The 16,263-nt window shown below is 46.1% G+C and carries 14 protein-coding genes and 1 tRNA gene; 10 read left to right on the top strand and 5 right to left on the bottom strand.

Annotation, left to right across the window (positions count from 1 at the left end):
• The first annotated feature begins 10 nt into the window (after nucleotides 1-10).
• Nucleotides 11-247, top strand: coding sequence for a FeoA family protein (locus tag JWV37_RS03640; RefSeq protein WP_205458401.1), 237 nt, complete (start codon nucleotides 11-13; stop codon nucleotides 245-247).
• Nucleotides 235-2,337 (top strand): ferrous iron transport protein B, encoded by a 2,103-nt coding sequence (gene feoB / locus JWV37_RS03635; RefSeq protein WP_205458399.1) that lies wholly within the window; start codon nucleotides 235-237, stop codon nucleotides 2,335-2,337. The genes JWV37_RS03640 and feoB overlap by 13 nt, the downstream gene beginning before the upstream one ends.
• Here the strand turns inward: feoB and JWV37_RS03630 are convergent.
• Nucleotides 2,323-3,231: a cation diffusion facilitator family transporter gene (locus tag JWV37_RS03630; protein WP_205458472.1), complete on the bottom strand. Its 909-nt coding sequence runs from the start codon at nucleotides 3,229-3,231 to the stop codon at nucleotides 2,323-2,325. The two genes, feoB and JWV37_RS03630, sit on opposite strands and share 15 nt — an antisense overlap.
• Entirely contained in the window at nucleotides 3,228-4,205 is a 978-nt protein-coding gene (locus tag JWV37_RS03625; RefSeq protein WP_205458397.1) for an agmatine deiminase family protein, read from the bottom strand. The genes JWV37_RS03630 and JWV37_RS03625 overlap by 4 nt, the downstream gene beginning before the upstream one ends.
• Before the next feature lie 123 nt (nucleotides 4,206-4,328).
• On the opposite strand from JWV37_RS03625, the gene JWV37_RS03620 reads away from it, so the two are divergent.
• From JWV37_RS03620 to JWV37_RS03595, 6 genes are all read left to right on the top strand, one after another.
• Nucleotides 4,329-5,867 carry a sensor histidine kinase gene (locus JWV37_RS03620; RefSeq protein WP_205458395.1) on the top strand — a complete coding sequence of 513 codons (1,539 nt, stop codon included), beginning with the start codon at nucleotides 4,329-4,331 and terminating at the stop codon, nucleotides 5,865-5,867.
• Nucleotides 5,864-6,535 (top strand): response regulator transcription factor, encoded by a 672-nt coding sequence (locus JWV37_RS03615; protein ID WP_205458394.1) that lies wholly within the window; start codon nucleotides 5,864-5,866, stop codon nucleotides 6,533-6,535. The genes JWV37_RS03620 and JWV37_RS03615 overlap by 4 nt, the downstream gene beginning before the upstream one ends.
• 129 nt (nucleotides 6,536-6,664) lie before the next feature.
• Nucleotides 6,665-6,979, top strand: coding sequence for a DUF485 domain-containing protein (locus JWV37_RS03610; protein ID WP_205458392.1), 315 nt, complete (start codon nucleotides 6,665-6,667; stop codon nucleotides 6,977-6,979).
• 53 nt (nucleotides 6,980-7,032) lie between these two features.
• Nucleotides 7,033-8,616: a cation acetate symporter gene (locus JWV37_RS03605; protein ID WP_205458471.1), complete on the top strand. Its 1,584-nt coding sequence runs from the start codon at nucleotides 7,033-7,035 to the stop codon at nucleotides 8,614-8,616.
• Between the two features lie 92 nt (nucleotides 8,617-8,708).
• The gene (gene acs, locus JWV37_RS03600) at nucleotides 8,709-10,655 is read left to right on the top strand and encodes an acetate--CoA ligase (RefSeq protein ID WP_205458390.1); all 1,947 of its coding nucleotides are present in this window, start codon (nucleotides 8,709-8,711) and stop codon (nucleotides 10,653-10,655) included.
• Between the two features lie 55 nt (nucleotides 10,656-10,710).
• Nucleotides 10,711-10,911, top strand: coding sequence for a hypothetical protein (locus JWV37_RS03595; RefSeq protein ID WP_205458388.1), 201 nt, complete (start codon nucleotides 10,711-10,713; stop codon nucleotides 10,909-10,911).
• Between the two features lie 17 nt (nucleotides 10,912-10,928).
• On the opposite strand, the gene JWV37_RS03590 is transcribed toward JWV37_RS03595, so the two are convergent.
• The 3 genes from JWV37_RS03590 to groES form a co-directional block, all read right to left on the bottom strand.
• Nucleotides 10,929-11,192, bottom strand: a complete 264-nt coding sequence (locus tag JWV37_RS03590) for a CBU_0592 family membrane protein (protein ID WP_205458386.1) — start codon at nucleotides 11,190-11,192, stop codon at nucleotides 10,929-10,931.
• 89 nt (nucleotides 11,193-11,281) lie between these two features.
• Nucleotides 11,282-12,925 (bottom strand): chaperonin GroEL, encoded by a 1,644-nt coding sequence (gene groL / locus JWV37_RS03585; protein WP_205458384.1) that lies wholly within the window; start codon nucleotides 12,923-12,925, stop codon nucleotides 11,282-11,284.
• Nucleotides 12,926-12,958: 33 nt separating this feature from the next.
• The gene (gene groES, locus JWV37_RS03580) at nucleotides 12,959-13,228 is read right to left on the bottom strand and encodes a co-chaperone GroES (protein ID WP_205458381.1); all 270 of its coding nucleotides are present in this window, start codon (nucleotides 13,226-13,228) and stop codon (nucleotides 12,959-12,961) included.
• Between the two features lie 173 nt (nucleotides 13,229-13,401).
• Here groES and JWV37_RS03575 point away from each other — a divergent pair, with 173 nt between their 5' ends.
• Both JWV37_RS03575 and JWV37_RS03570 read left to right on the top strand, forming a co-directional pair.
• Nucleotides 13,402-15,390: an AsmA family protein gene (locus JWV37_RS03575; RefSeq protein ID WP_205458378.1), complete on the top strand. Its 1,989-nt coding sequence runs from the start codon at nucleotides 13,402-13,404 to the stop codon at nucleotides 15,388-15,390.
• 46 nt (nucleotides 15,391-15,436) lie between these two features.
• Nucleotides 15,437-15,513: transfer RNA gene (locus JWV37_RS03570), tRNA-Met, on the top strand.
• Nucleotides 15,514-16,263: the final 750 nt, after the last annotated feature.

Raw genomic sequence — 16,263 nt, 5'->3', positions numbered from 1 at the left:
AAAGGTTTAAATGAAGACACTAGATTCCCTTCCTGTGGGTTCGGTCGTAGTGATTACGTGCATTGATGCAAAAGAAGAGCTAAAACAACGGTTTTTTTCTTTTGGTATGCGTCGAGGCAGTGAGCTTTGTGTCAAAGCGGCGAGTGCGACTAAGGCGACCATCGAAATAGAAGTGGGCGGAACGATGATTGCCCTGCGCCGCGAAGAGGCAAAAACCATCCAAGTGAGTCCCGTATGTCCACTCTAACCATCGCCTTAGTGGGGCAACCCAATGTGGGCAAAAGTATGCTCATTAACTCCATCAGCAATGCCAACCTTCGGGTGGGCAACTTTTCGGGTGTAACGGTTGAAAAAGCCGAAGTGGTGTTGACACGCGGAGAGGATGAGATACGCATCATCGACTTGCCCGGAAGTTACGCGCTAGGGGATTATACCCTTGAAGAGCGGGTAACCAAACGCTTTTTAGAAGAAGAGTCTTATGACTTGATTTTAAACGTGGTAGATTCCACTAACCTTGAGCGCAACTTGCTTTTAACCACGGAACTCATGGAGCTTAACCATAAAATGGTCGTCGCGCTAAACATGAGCGATGAGGCCAAAAAAGAGGGAATTTCCATCGATCATGAGCAGCTTAGCGGCATCCTTGGCATTCCTTGTATGCCTGTTTCTGCCTTCACAAAGGAAGGGATAGAAGCGCTTATAGAGACGTGTTTGACTGCCATTAAAACCTTACACCAATCCCCAAAAATGAGTTATTCGGAGCCTGTAGAGGAAGAAATAGCGCGTTTGGTTGCTTTGTTTAAAGAAAAAGGGTTTACCCATGCCAAACTCTCCGCGCGCGACATGGCGGTGAAGTTGCTTCAAGAAAATAAAACCCTGTATCAAGAGGTGCGCAATGAGCCCGTTTGGATTGAGGTGCTGCCCGTGCTTCAAGAGGCACTAGAGCACTTGTATGTGCATTATGACACCAAAAACCTTGTAGAGATTTTCTCAGAAGAGCGTTATGCATATGCTAAAGGTGCTGTTACAGAGGTGTGTGAGAGAGCGCCAAAGAAACAAAAGACAACGACAGAAAAGATTGATGAGGTACTCATTCACAAGCTTTTTGGGATTCCTATTTTCCTCTTTTTTATGTGGGGATTGTTTCAACTTACCTTTACGCTAGGTGCTGTGCCCATGGATATGATTGATGCACTGTTTGGGTACTTTGGCGACCAAGCGCGGGTGATTTTTGGTGATGGGGAGCTAGGTTCACTGGTTGCTGATGGTGCCATCGCGGGCGTGGGGGCGGTGGTAATGTTTTTGCCCAATATTATGATTTTGTTTTTAGGTATCGCACTTTTGGAAACCACGGGTTACATGGCGCGTGTAGCCTTTTTGCTTGATGGCTTTTTTCACCGTTTTGGGTTGCATGGCAAGTCGTTTATCCCGCTTGTCACGGGGTTTGGGTGTTCGGTGCCTGCGTACATGGCTGCGCGCACCCTCAAAAACGATAAAGACCGTTTGATTACATTGTTTATCATTGGGTTTATGAGTTGTGGGGCAAAGTTGCCCGTGTATGTGCTCTTTGCGGGGGCGTTTTTTGGCCCTGAAAAGGCAGGTAATGTGCTGTTTGCGATTTACATTGCGGGCGCACTTTTAGGCCTTGTGGCTGCAAAAGTCCTCAAAGCCTTTGTGTTTAAAGGCAAAGATGAACCTTTTGTCATGGAGATGCCAAAATACCGTTTACCTTCCGCAAAGTTGGTATGGCACACGGTGATGGGCAAATCCCTTGTGTACCTTAAAAAAGCAGGAACGTTTATCTTGGTGGCGTCTGTGTTGGTGTGGTTTGCGAGCAGTTACCCTAAAAACGAAGACCTAGAGAGTGCGTATGAACTTAAAATAGAACAAGCCCTAAGCGAAGAAGAGCAAGCAACCCTTGCTAATGAGCTACAATCCACTTTGTTATCTCAAAGTTATTTGGGGCGCATTGGTCAGGCTACAGAGTTTTTGTTTGCCCCTTTGGGGTTTGATTGGAGACTGACCGTAGCCCTTGAGACAGGCTTGGCTGCTAAAGAGGTGATTATCTCTACCATGGGAGTGCTCTATGCTCTTGGGGAAGAGGTAGATGAAGAGAGCGAGGGACTCATGGGTGTCTTGCAAGCAAGCATTCCCTTTCCTGTGGCCTTGTCGTTCATCACCTTTGTTATGTTTTACTTGCCGTGCCTTGCGGCTACGGTAGTCTTTACTAAAGAATCAGGAAGCTACCGCTATTTGGGATACCTCATCCTCTTTACCACTGCCGTGGCGTGGAGTGCTTCTTTCATTGTTTACCGTGTAGCGCTACTGTTGAGCTAGTGGCGCGTCACGGAGTGCTTCTTCTTCCTTGGAGTCATCATAAGGGTCGAGGTGGATATTCATATCCCACACCTCGTCTTCTTTGATGGCACGGATTTTTGCCTCGATGTTATCTGTCGCACTATGGGCTTGCAAGAGAGACATTTTGGCGTTAAAAACAAGGTGCACATCCACGTAGTTGGTGTGAGCAGAACGGCGGGTTTTGAGGTTATGAAAACTGCTCACATCTTTTTCTTCTTCGATGATGTGCACAATGCGCCCTACCACTTCCTCTTCTAGTGCTGCGTCAAGCAAAATGTACACCCCTTCTTTCACGAGTCCGTAAGCAGAGTGGATGATATACAAAGCGATACCCACACCCACGATAGAATCAATTAGTTCAAATTCGGTGAAATAGACCACGCCTAGAGAAAACAGAATCGCTCCGTTGCTAAAAACATCGGTTTGGTAATGAAGCGCGTCGGATTTGATGACAAGGCTCCCTGTTTTGCGTGCCACATGACGCAAAAAAAGCACCAACGCAACGGTGATGCAAAGGGAGGCGAGCATGACAAGCACGGAGGTGTCTACATGGGTCATCACCGTGCCTTCGTAGGCTTTTTTGATGGCAGAGTAGAAAATAAACACGCCCGAAATGGCGATGATGGTTCCTTCAATTACCGCGGCTAAGGCTTCGATTTTCCCGCGCCCGTAGTTAAAAAGCTCATCAGGCGGAGCTTCGGATTTGCGAATAGCGAAGTAGTTAAACGCCGAGACAATGAGGTCAAGCACCGAATCAATCGCAGAGGCCAAAACGGCCACAGACCCGCTAACAAACCCTACGGCAAGCTTGATAAACACAAGAAGCGTCGCAGTGGCGGTACTAACAAGGGTGGCTTTGCGGGCTAGGGTCATCGTGCGAAACGTTGCATGCACGCGCAGTGAAGGCTACCGTGTTGGCGGATGAAAACCCTTGCGTCTACGCCCACCACTTCAAGGTGCGGCAGGGCTTGTTGCAAAGCCTTTAAGGCGATGGCATCACTGGGTTGGTTGTAGGTGGGCACAATGAGTCCGCCGTTGACAAAGACGAAGTTGGCGTATGTAGCGGGTAGGCGGTGGTCATCGTACAGGATAGGCGTGGGAAGCGGGAGGGGAAGTAGGGAAAAATGGGTGCGTTTGAGCTCTTCCTCCATCTTTTTTAAAGGCCCAAAATGAGTGTCACTTTGGTCTTTACATGTAACGTACGCGATGGTATCAGGCGTGATAAAGCGGGCGAGGGTGTCGATGTGCGCGTCAGTGTCGTCCCCTTCGAGGTGCCCGTGCTCTAGCCAGAGGATTTTCTCAACTCCAAAGAGTTGAGAAAGTTTTTCGCCCAAAGCTTCTTTGGAGAGTGCCCAGTTTCGGTTGGGGTTTAAAAGGCAGGTAGTGGTGGTTAGCAACACGCCCTCGCCGTTACTCTCGATGCTCCCGCCCTCCAAAATAAGGTCAATTTTTTTACATGTACCGCTCAAGACCCGCTGGGTGTGCAAAAATTCAGTGATGGCATTGTCTAGGGAGCTTCCAAATTTGTCTCCCCAGGCATTAAAGGTAAAATCATAAGCGCGCATGAGACCTGACTCTTCCACGTCAATGGGCCCAAAGTCCCGAATCCATGTGTCGTTAAAACGGGCTTGTACAAGCTCTAGATTGGGCAAATGGCCCAAGCGTTTTTTAGCTTTTTTAGCATCTTTGCACAGCAGAACAACCGGCTCAAAACGGGTGATGGCTTGTAAAAATTCCTCGTAAGCTTCTGTGATTTCTTCAAGGTAAGGGTTCCAGTCGGTATTTTCGTGGGGAAGGGCTAAAAGTAGGGCTTCGTGGGGTTCCCACTCGGCGGGTAATCGGTTCATCGGTTTCCTTGTGTGTTGGTGTCGAATTTTAACGCAGGCCCCTTGCTTTGTCAACCTGCTTTAGCCCAAGTTGTGTTACAATCAACCCACTTCTTTCACCAAGGGCAAGCGTTGTTAAGATACTTGAAAGAACCCAGCATTCATCAAACCACTCTTATTGTCATGATCTTCGCCGCTATTTTTGCCGTAACCTCGGCATTTGTAGTGATTTTTAATGAAAGCAAAGAGATGGAAAAACAGATTCAAGAGGCCAAAGAGCATTATGTTAGGGTTCAAAAAGAACGAAGTGTAGACGAGGCATACAAGCTCGTGCGCGTCTTGGAATTTTTTAAAAAAACTTACGAGCCTCATGAGCTTACAAGTGCCATGCGTGAATTTATGAAAAACGTTGTTGCGGGACGCCATACTTTTGCTTTTGTGGTGAGCGATACGGGGGAGTTTTTGTACAATTCAGAGCATTTTTTTGCCGCCCATACTGCTGTTGCTAGCACGGAAAAAAAAGAGGCGTTTTTGGCACAAATGAAAGGGTTGCAAACAGAGGGAATGCACGAATTTTCAGTGCAAGAGCTACAGGGTCTGCTCTTTGTGCGTACTGATGTGCTTTTGGGGTGGCGCGTGGCAAGCGGGGTCTATTTGGACGAACTCCCTAGGGTTGTGGAGGCCAAAAAAGAAGAATCCCATCAAAAAATCATGGCCTTTGTGCTTAAGATTGGAGCATTGACACTTTTTTTGTATGTGGCGGGTTTGCTCAAATACCGCTATTTGACCCAGCGCATCACAAAGGATATTCGAGCGATTGATGCGGCTTTTAAAGAAGCGCCAAAAAGCTACCGATTTGTAGATGAGAGGGCGGTTACTTTTGTGGAGTTTAAAGAGATTTCCATGCATGCCAACACAATGATTGCAAAAATCAGGGAAAAAAACCGAGATTTAATTGCCCTAAACACAAACCTTGAAAAAATCGTTGAAGAAAAAACCAGTGCTTTGCAGCGCTCCATTGCTTACACGCAGGAGCTTTTAAAACAGCAAGACCGCTTTGTTAATAACGCCATTCATGAGATTAATACGCCACTGACCATCATGATGATGAACATCGAACTGCACAACCTCAAACTCCCTAAAACGCCCTATCTGACTAAAATTGAGGCGGCGGCAAAAGTGTTGGAGAATATTTACGAAGATTTGGGTTATGTAGTCAAAAAACACCACGCCCAATACCCTCAAAAAATGCTAAATTTTGGAGATTTTTTGCAAGAGCGCTTGGCTTATTTTCAAGATGTTGCTGAGGGGAATGATGTGTTCTTTAGATGTAAAGCTTCACAGGGTTTACATGTAAAGTTCAATGAAGTAGAGTTGCAGCGGATTATTGATAACAATCTTTCCAATGCTATTAAATACGCCAGGGTTGGTACGCAAATCCTAGTAGAACTCTACGAAGAAGAACCTTATGTGCTTTTGCGCATTGCAAATGAGGGCAATACCATCACCCAGCCAGAACGGCTTTTTGAGCGGTATTACCGCGAAGACAAGGCTAGGGGCGGGTTTGGTTTGGGACTTAACATCGTCAAAGAGATTTGCGATACCCATAGGGTTGAGATTTGTGTGCATTCAGAGGCGGGAAAAACAGCATTTGAATACCGCTTTAAAAAAGAGGTTGCATGAAAATATTGTTATTGGAAGATGAGATGATGCTTTGCCGCACTCTTGAAGAGTATTTGCGTGATTTGGGGCACCATGTGGTGGGGGCAAATGATGGGGAGTCTGCCTTGGAATATTTGGGTGAGCAACGGTTTGATTTACTGATTTTTGATATTAACGTTCCGAGTTTGAGTGGACTTGAGCTTGCTGAGCGCATTCAGTCGCTTGGCGTGGTTACCCCTGTGATCTTCATCAGTGCGATGATTGATATTGAAAAAATTTCCCAAGCCTTTGCGTTGGGTGCGGCGGATTATTTGAAGAAACCTTTTCACCTCAAAGAGCTAGGGCTTCGGATTGATAAAATCAAGCGAGAAGTCCAAGCTAAAAATCCCAATCATGTGATTTTGAGTGAAGGATACGGGTATTTAAAAGAAGAGGAGCAGTTATACTTCCACAAAACTCCCGTAAATCTCACCAAAAAACAGCGCCAAATCCTCACGCTCTTGTGCGAAAATATCGATACGATTGTGGATTTTGAGCGTTTTCGCAGTTATGTGTGGAACGATGAGCCCGTGGATAATGCAACCATTCGTGCTGAGATTAGTAGATTTAGAAAATTATTAAAAGAAGATTTTATAGTTAATATTAAAGGTATTGGATACAAGGTGAGTCGTTATTATCGCCAAAATTAATATATTTGTTACCCATATACCCACCAATTTGCTCAATACTGTGTAAAATATTCTCACCCTATTGGAATGCTACGGTTTTGCTACGTCTGTTTGGTACAGTTTTTCCTATGAATGATTTAAGGAGAGCTCGTGAATCAAGAGATTTACGCACGTGTTAGGGCCAACCCGAAGTTTCAATTACTTGTTCAAAAACGCTCCCGTTTAGCATGGAGTCTTGCTGCTGTGATGCTAGGTTTTTATTATGCGTTTATTCTTATCGTTGCTTTTTATCCTGAAATTTTTGGCATACGTTTAGGGGCAGGAGTGATGACTCTTGGCATTCCTGTGGGAGTAGGGTTGATTTTGTTGGCGTTTGCACTTACGGGCGTTTACGTGCAAAGGGCCAACGGCGAGTTTGATGCCCTTACGCGTGAAATCAAAGAAGAAGCAAGGGGCGAAGCGTGAGAACACCATTGCTTTTGGGCGCTGTGGCGTTGTGTGCTTTTGGGGCTGATGAAATGGCAGGAAAAGGAGCCAATATCTCGGCGGTTGTAATGTTTATGGCGTTTGTGCTTGGCACGCTTGGCATTACCTATTGGGCCGCAAAACGCACCAAAACGGCCAAAGATTTTTACACCGCAGGTGGAGGCATTACAGGGTTTCAAAATGGCCTTGCTATCGCGGGGGATTATATGTCGGCTGCGTCGTTTTTGGGTATTTCTGGGCTAGTGTACCTCAAGGGCTACGACGGATTGATTTACTCCATTGGGTTTTTGGTGGGGTGGCCGGTGATTTTGTTTTTGGTCGCAGAACAGTTGCGCAACCTTGGCAAATACACCTTTGCCGACGTGGCTTCGTACCGCTTACGCCAAATGCCCATCCGCACCCTTGCGGCTTTTGGTTCCATTGCTACGGTTATTTTGTATTTGATTGCACAAATGGTAGGTTCGGGCAAACTCATCCAAGTGTTGTTTGGGGTTCCCTATGAGCTTGCGGTGGTGTTGGTGGGATTTTTGATGGTAATGTACGTGACCTTTGGCGGGATGCTTGCAACCACATGGGTGCAGATTATCAAAGCTGTGTTGTTGCTCTCAGGGGCGAGTTTCATGGCTTTTGTAGTGATGAGCCATGTGGATTTTAGTATAGAGGGATTGTTTGCCCGCGCTGTTGAGGTGAAAAATGACGTGAGCATCATGCAGCCAGGTGGTTTAGTAAGCGACCCTGTGTCGGCCATCTCTCTTGGTATTGCACTGATGTTTGGCACGGCAGGCTTGCCGCACATTTTAATGCGATTTTTTACAGTACAAGACGCCAAAGAAGCGCGAAAATCGGTTTTTTACGCGACAGGGTTTATTGGGTATTTTTATATTTTAACTTTCATCATAGGCTTTGGGGCGATTGTGTTGCTGTTAGGCAATCCTGCGTACATGGACAGTGTGAGTGGTGACTTGTTTGGAGGCAACAACATGGCAGCCATTCACTTAAGCCACGCCGTTGGTGGGGATCTGTTTCTAGGTTTTATTTCCGCAGTGGCTTTTGCAACGATTTTGGCGGTGGTTTCTGGCCTCACGCTAGCGGGGGCTTCGGCTATTAGCCATGACTTGTACGCGAGTGTCTGGGCCAAAGGTGAAGTAAACCAAATGCGAGAGATCCGCATTTCCAAGTATGCGACAGTAGGCATCGGTATGTTGGCGATTGTGCTAGGCATTGCGTTTGAAAATCAAAACATTGCTTTCATGGTGGGGCTTGCTTTTGCCATTGCTGCTAGTGCGAACTTTCCTATTTTATTTCTTTCGATGTACTGGAAAGGGCTTACGACGCGAGGTGCGGTTACTGGAGGAAGTTTGGGGCTTGCAACAGCAGTGCTGTTGGTGGTTTTGGGTCCAATCGTGTGGGGAGAGATGATTCACGGAGATGCTTCAAAGGCTATTTTCCCCTACCAATACCCCGCACTTTTTTCGGTGAGTGTGGCATTTTTTGGGATTTGGCTTTTTTCGAAACTTGATACCAGTGAAGCGGCGGCGAAAGAAAAAGAGGCATACGAAGACCAATTTGTACGATCTCAAACAGGAATCGGGGCAGAGGGAGCGGTGAGCCACTAGGCTTTACATGTAAAGGCATCACTTCTGTTTTGGGATAAGCAGAGGTGATGCCTTTAGGGACATCATTAGGCAAATTTACCAAAGGAGTGCTAATGTCGCAAATATTTGAACCCAATCGCGCTTTTGCGAAAGAGGCGCGCATTAAAAATATGTGTGAGTATAAAGAACTGCGCTTGCAGGCAGATGAGGACTATGAGGGGTATTGGGGCAAGCTAGCCCAAGAAAAACTCGACTGGTTTGAACCCTTTAATACGGTGCTTGATGAAAGCAATGCGCCTTTTTATAAATGGTTTTCAGGCGGCAAACTCAACGTTACCCATCAGTGCATTGGGCGACACCTCAAAACCCGAAAAAATAAAGCTGCTATTATTTGGGAAGGGGAAGACGGCTCTAGGCGCATCATCCCCTACTTGTTGCTTTATTACCGCGTTAACCGCTTTGCCAATTTACTCAAAAATAAATTTGGTATCAAAAAGGGTGATCGTGTCGTGTTGTACATGCCCATGATTCCTGAAGCGGCTTTTGCTATGCTCGCGTGTGCAAAGATTGGTGCCATTCACTCGGTGGTATTTGGAGGCTTTTCGGCTGAAGCACTCAAAGACCGCATTATTGATGCAGAAGCCAAGCTTGTTATCACGGCTGATGGTGCTTACCGACGCGGTACGCCTTATTTGCTTAAACCCATGGTTGATAAAGCCCTAGAGGAAGGCGCAGAAGAAATCTGTAAACAAGTTCTTGTGGTAAAACGCAACTTTGAGCACATTGACATGGTTGAGGGGCGCGATTTTGTTTACAATGATCTTATTAACCTCGAATCCCAACACTGTGAACCTGAAGTGATGGACGCCGAAGACCCGCTTTTTTTACTTTATACTTCAGGAAGTACAGGCAAGCCCAAAGGGGTGCAACACAATAGCGCGGGGTATATCTTGTGGGCACAATACACCATGGAGCACGTGTTTGATGTTAAAGAGAACGACACCTTTTGGTGTACGGCGGACGTGGGGTGGATCACAGGGCATACCTACCTTGTGTACGGGCCTTTGGCGATGGGTGCAACGACGGTAATGTACGAGGGCGTGCCACAACACCCTAACATCGGGCGTTGGTGGAATATGATTGAAGAGCTACGCATTAACCAGTTTTATACCGCACCTACGGCGATTCGCTTGCTTCATAAACTTGGGCCTGATGAGCCATCAAAGTATGATTTGAGTAGCCTTAAGGTGTTGGGCACGGTGGGCGAGCCCATCAATCCTGATGCGTGGATGTGGTATTACAATGAAATTGGTGGTGGGCGTTGTCCTATCGTCGATACGTGGTGGCAGACGGAAACAGGTGGGCACATGATTACCCCGCTTCCTGGAGCCACACCCATTAAACCAGGCTCTGCAACCTTCCCCCTTCCTGGCATCATGGCTGAAATCATGGACGAAGAGGGCAATCCTACACCTGTGGGCGAAAAAGGTTTTTTGTGCATCACAAAGCCTTGGCCTTCGATGATTCGCAACATTTGGGGGGACCCTGCACGCTTTGAAAAATCCTATTTTGGAGATTGCAAAAAGGATGGAAAGCCTGTCTATTTTACGGGCGATGGGGCGATGTACGATGAAGATGGGTACATCATCATCACCGGTCGAACCGACGATGTTATCAATGTTTCGGGCCATCGTATGGGTACGGCGGAGATTGAGGCGGCCATTGGCGATCATCCAAACATAGCAGAAATGGCAGTAGTGGGAAGACCTGACCCCATTAAGGGTGAAGGCGTGTTTGCTTATGTGGTTGTTAAAAATGAGGAAGACAAAACAAGCCTTCTTAAATCCCTTAATACGATTATCATCAAAGAGATTGGGCCGATTGCGAAGATTGATGATATTTTGGTGGTGCCTGGGCTTCCTAAAACGCGCAGTGGTAAGATTATGCGCCGTATTTTGCGCTCTATTGCTAAAGGGGAAGCCATTACGCAGGATACGTCAACCCTTGAAGACCCAAGTGTTGTGGAAGAGATTGAGTCTTTGTATAAAACCTTGGCCTAGTGTCACGTAAATATTAGATGGATGATGTAAAATGACAAAAATTCTGGAGGGTATTATGAAGAATCATAAAGTGGTAGACATGAAAATCACGTACGAGCCTGACAACATGACTGCAGACCAAGTAAAAGAGCTCGAAGACAAAATCGCTGAATTTATCGAGTTTGTCAAAAACAATGAATTCACCAAAGTCCTTGCCAAGCGTCACAATGTAGCTGTGGACATCATGATTGATGAATACGGTATCGAGATAGACTAGCTTTTTTGGGCAAACCTTTAAGGGTTTGCCCGTTTTTTCTTCTTGCTTTTAACCATTCCATAGACGGTAATTCCAATCCAAAACACTTCAATTAAAAATGACCCCAAGTTAAAATGCACTAAAAGTGAAATGATGAGCAAAATGGCGCCAATGAGGTTGAGCCATTGGTAGAGTTTGTCGCTTTTATGGACTTTTTCGGCCTGAATGAGAAAGTACGCATACACCACGCATGCCATCCCAAAAAATCCAATCCATTGAAATATATCTAAAGTGGCTAGCATGGAAATTCCTTGAAAAAGTAGTGAGAAAGAAAAAGAGAGGTTTACATGTAAAGAAGGGATGAGGCTCCAGAAAAGGAGCCTCGAGGGTGTTACATCATTCCACCCATGCCGCCCATTCCACCCATGCCGCCCATGTCAGGCATTGCAGGAGCTGGTTTATCTTCCTTGATTTCACTTACCGTTGCTTCCGTGGTAAGAAGAAGGCTTGCTACAGAAATAGCATTTTGAAGAGCAACACGCTCTACTTTAACAGGGTCGATGATACCTGCTTCAAACATATCAACGTATTCGCCATTGGCCGCATTAAAACCAAAGTTTTCGTTGGTATTGGTCTCAACAGCATTGACGACGACACCCGCGTCAAACCCTGCATTGATGGCGATTTGACGAAGGGGTGCGCTAAGGGCGCGACCTACGATTTCTGCGCCAATGGCTTCATCGCCACAAAGGTCGAGGTTAAGTTTTGCTTTAGCGCGAAGCAATGCTGCGCCGCCACCAATCACAATACCCTCTTCAACCGCTGCTTTGGTTGCAGAAAGCGCGTCATCGACACGGTCTTTTTTCTCTTTCATTTCGATTTCAGTAGAAGCGCCGACTTTGATGACCGCGATGCCGCCACTAAGTTTTGCAAGGCGTTCTTGCATTTTTTCTTTGTCATAATCACTGGTAGTGTCGGCCATTTGGGCTTTGATTTGACTCACGCGTGCCGTGATAGCTTCTTTGGCACCTGCACCATCAACGATGGTGGTGTTGTCTTTGTCGATCACAACGCTTGCAGCTTGTCCAAGGTCAGCTAAAGTCGCGCTCTCAAGGGTGCGTCCGAGCTCTTCGCTAATGACTTGACCGCCAGTGAGAATGGCGAGGTCTTCAAGCATCGCTTTGCGGCGATCGCCAAAACCAGGTGCTTTAACCGCACTGATGTTAAGTACACCACGGAGTTTGTTGACTACCAATGTGGCCAACGCTTCGCCCTCGATGTCTTCAGCGATGATAAGGAGGGGTTTTCCTGTTTTTTGGATTTGCTCTAAGATAGGAAGCAAATCTTTAAGGTTGGAAACTTTTTTGTCAAACAACAAGATGTAAGGGTGATCAAGCACTGCTTGCATCTTTTCAGGGTTGGTGACAAAGTAAGGAGAAAGGTAACCGCGGTCAAACTGCATACCCTCAACCACGTCAAGTTCGTCTTGGATACCTTTAGCTTCTTCTACGGTGATGACGCCGTCTTTGCCTACTTTTTCCATTGCATCAGCAATGAGAGCGCCGATTTTGCTATCAGAGTTTGCAGAGATGGTAGCCACTTGTGCGATCTCTTTTTTGTCTTTTACTTCACGAGCGATTGCCTTGAGTTCTGCGATAATCGCTTCGGCTGCTTTGTCCATACCGCGTTTTACTTCGATAGGGTTTGCGCCTGCAGTGATGTTGCGTAGGCCTTCTTTAAAGATGGCGTGGGCTAGAACAGTCGCTGTGGTGGTACCATCGCCTGCTTCATCAGCGGTTTTGCTGGCTACTTCTTTAACCAGTTGGGCACCCATGTTTTCGATAGCATTTTTAAGTTCGATTTCTTTTGCTACAGAAACACCGTCTTTAGTGATGCTAGGTGCGCCGAAGCTTTTTTGAATAAGCACGTTACGGCCGCGCGGCCCCATAGTGACTTTAACGGCATCGTTAAGTTTTCGTACGCCCTCATAGAGTTCATTACGCGCAGTGTCGGAATAGTGAATTTCTTTTGCCATTGGTATTCTCCTTAGTTGATTGTAAGTAGGGGGTTATTTGATGACGCCAAGAACGTCTTTTGTTTCAAGAACAAGGTATTCTTTGCCGCCGATGGAGATTTCGGTGCCAGAGTATTTTCCGAAAACCACTTTGTCTTCTACAGACACAAGACCTTTGTCTTCCACTTTCTTACTAATGGCACGTACAACGCCGCTCAAAGGCTTCTCTTTTGCGTTGTCGGGTATAATGATGCCCGATGCGGTGGTGGTTGGTTCTTCGATACGCTCAACCAAAACGCGATGACCTAGGGGTTGAAAGTTCATGTTTGTCCTTCCTTATGGTAGTGATTTTGAATTTTTAGCACTCATAAAATTTGAGTGATGAAATTATACGACATTTTACGGCTTAAGTCAACAGTTTTTGCAAAAATATCAGAATACTTTAGTCTATGTGGCTCATGTAATATGAGTTTACTTGTTAAGTTAAAGGAGAAGTTATGCGTGTAGTCGCCATTATAATAGGTACGGTGCTGGTGCTCATGGGCGTGGTGTATGGGGTGCTTTTTACGCAAGTTGGCAACAATCTTGTACGTCCGTATCTTGAAAAAAAAGCGTCCCAAAGCCTTGGAAAGAAAGTAGACATTCGGGAGTTTTCACTGCGTTTTTCTTCGCTTAAAGCGGTGCTGGAAGTGGACGGGAGTGCAACCTTGGAAGTGCAAGGAACGTTTAATCTTTTTGACCAACGGTTCGCGATGGAATATGATATTCAAGCCCAAGGGCTTGAGACGCCGGTGATGGTGATTCAAGAAAAATTGACAGTAATGGGCGAGGCTAAGGGGTTTGTGCATGATTTTGTTGTCCAGGGGACGGGCGCGGCCTTTGGGTCAGACATTGCCTACGAAGTAACTCTTAAAGAGAAAATGTTAAGCGCAGCACAAATAGAAGCCAAAGACCTTGATGTGGGGCAAATACTGGAACTTTTGGGGCAGCCGCGTTTTGCTGAGGGTAGGGTGAGCGTAGAAGCACACACCGCAGAAGAAGGTGCGCTCGTGGCTAAAGTAACCCTTTTAAATGGCGTGGTCAATGAGGCGCTCGTGCAGGAGTATTATGGTGTGCAGTTACCGCCAAAAGTGACCTATGTGGGTGAGCTTCATGGAGTGCTTAAGGGTGAAGCCTTTGAAGCTAAAGGCGCGATTTTAAGCTCTCTTTCTGAGGTGCGGTTTCCTAAGATTTTGGCCAATACAAAAACGCAAGCATGGAGTGCATTAGTGGAAGTAATCACGCCAAATTTAGCGGTGTTAGAACCTCTTGCGGGAATGCCTTTGGCAGGAGATTTTGCACTAAAAGCCACGCTGCAAGGCACCAAAGAAGCGTTGCGTGCTGAGGTTTCAACGGCCTCTTTGGGCGGATTAACAAGTGCGTTTTATGAGAATGATGCTTTGGATGTGAGTATGGAGAATGTGTCCTTGGAAGAAATCTTGGCGCGCTTAGCAAAGCCGCGTTATAGCCAAGGGGCTTTACATGTAAAGGCGAAATTGACAGAAGTGGCCCAAGCAACCCGAAAGGGAACCGTGGCGCTCAGGCTCGACAAGGGCGTTCCAAACCATGCCGAGATTTTGGAGCTTTTGGGCATGGAGCTCCCTCCTAAGATGACCTATGCAGTCACAATGGACGCTACTTTAGCGGGAGAAAACGTGGATTTTGTGAGTGAGATTGTCAGTTCTGTGGCGACTTTGCAGACCACGCAAGGCAAAGCCGATCTTAAAACGGGAGTGCTAAACACGGCGTATCAATTACATGTAAAAGAATTACTTGCCCTAAAGCCCCTCACAAAACAAGCCCTACACGGTCCTTTTGCGATGCAAGGAGAAGCGGGTGTGAGTGAAAATGGTCCGCGTGCCACGGGTGTGACAGAAGTGTTAGGAGGCAAAAGTAGCTTTGTGTTTGAGAACAACCAGCTAGATGCGGCGTTAGCGGGGATGGTATTTGAGCGCTTGAGTATTTTGCTTGACGTGCCTTACGTGTTTGAGTCCGTGGGCGATGCAACCCTTGCGTACAATGTTACTAGCGATACAGGAGCGTTTCAAGTCGCGTTTCCCCAGGGGCGTTTGGTGGAGAGTGAGTTAACGCGCTTGGTGCAAGTGGCTACGGGGTTTAACCTGACGCGAGAGTTGTATGAAAACACGACGCTTGTGGGAAAAATTTCTCCCAAGAGCATTGTTTTTGACCTACTCATGAGGGCAGAGCAAAGCCAGTTGAGCGTCTCGCAAGGAACCCTTGGGCGAGAAAATGACCAACTGCGCGTGCCCTTTGACATCTTGGTGCAAAAGAAAGACCTCAGTGGCGTCATCGAAGGAAAGATGCAAAACCCACGTGTGAGCATCAAAGCATCCCAGTATATTCAGAAGAAACTAGACAAAGAGATTGAAAAACATGTCCCAGACGAAGCAAAAGGGATTGTTCGGGACTTGTTAAAGCTTTTTTAATCAAAATGTAAGGGGTGGCGGTATATAATGCCACCTCTTTTTAGGTGGCTAGGTAGCTCAGCTGGTTAGAGCGCTGGTCTCATAAGCCGGAGGTCGGGGGTTCGAGTCCCCCCCTCGCCACCATCTTCAAAACCCCTTCAAATCGACGTTTAAACCACTTTTTTGAAGATAAAAAAATTTCTCAAAAAAGCCTTACCGCACTATTTACCGCACTTATTAAATCACAACAGCCTAAGTTCCACTTTGAATATTTCTTTTTTCAAATCTCACTTTTTTCCCTTAAAATCCAACAAAACTAATTTAATTTCTTAAGTTTTGTTCTCCAAAATAACCAAAATCACTCAAAAAACATCTGTATTTCTCCCAAAAAACACTCTTTTTTCAATAATTTTTCCTCAAAAAAATCAATCAAAACGCTTTTTTCCAAAAAATCAAAAGCCCTAAATTTTGGGAAATCATAACTTCAGATTATATAACTGTTATATAACTTTTATATAAGAAATATATAACGAAAAGCCCTAAATCAAGGGGTTCCACGCCACTTCTTTCAGGTTAAAAATCGAAAAACATGTCATGATTTCGGCATCCAAACAAAAAAAGGAGAAAAGATGAGCTTTTCGGAAAAAGACAGAAAAATATCTTCAATCGAGCTAGAGGAAAGGGGGTTGACCGTCGGGGACAGGGAAATCATTCCACCTCTCCGACAAAGCACCCAAGCGGGGCTTCGCTCAAAAAGGGTTCTGCCATATTCAAAGATAGGCGGTCGGGTATGGTATCAACAAAGCGAACTCGTAACGTGGGCGGAAGGACAAAAAGTCGAAGTCAGGGCGATGCGATAGAACTCCCCTCAGCAGAGAAAGTTTCCGAGGCTTG

The organism is Sulfurospirillum tamanense, from assembly GCF_016937535.1.
GTDB classification, from domain to species: Bacteria; Campylobacterota; Campylobacteria; order Campylobacterales; family Campylobacteraceae; genus Sulfurospirillum_B; species Sulfurospirillum_B tamanense.
This window is presented reverse-complemented; position numbering and strand designations above follow the sequence as displayed.